Annotated in this window: 1 protein-coding gene; it reads left to right on the top strand. The window is 74.7% G+C overall.

Translation table 11 applies throughout. The annotated features are described in order from the left end of the window. Positions 1–289: HAD-IC family P-type ATPase (locus IH61_RS42300; RefSeq protein WP_037974234.1), on the top strand; the 289-nt coding region annotated here is incomplete at both ends.

Here is a 289-nt window from a genome sequence, read left to right as displayed (position 1 = left end):
GGACGGCGAGGCCCGGGCCGTCCTCGAGGTCGCCGACGCGGTGAAGCCCACCAGCGCCGAGGCCATCGCCGAACTGCGCCGCCTGGGCCTGACCCCGGTACTGCTCACCGGCGACAACCGGGCGGTGGCCCAGGCCGTCGCCGCCGAGGTCGGCATCGAGCCGCACCACGTGATCGCCGAGGTCATGCCCCAGGACAAGGTCGACACCGTCAAGCGCCTCCAGGCCGAGGGCAAGGTCGTCGCCATGGTCGGCGACGGCGTCAACGACGCGGCCGCCCTCGCCCAGGCC

The sequence above is a fragment of the Streptomyces sp. NRRL WC-3742 genome (assembly GCF_000720635.1).
Classification (GTDB): domain Bacteria; phylum Actinomycetota; class Actinomycetes; order Streptomycetales; family Streptomycetaceae; genus Kitasatospora.
Note: the sequence above shows the minus strand (reverse complement) of the source record. Positions and strands in the feature narration are given on the sequence as shown.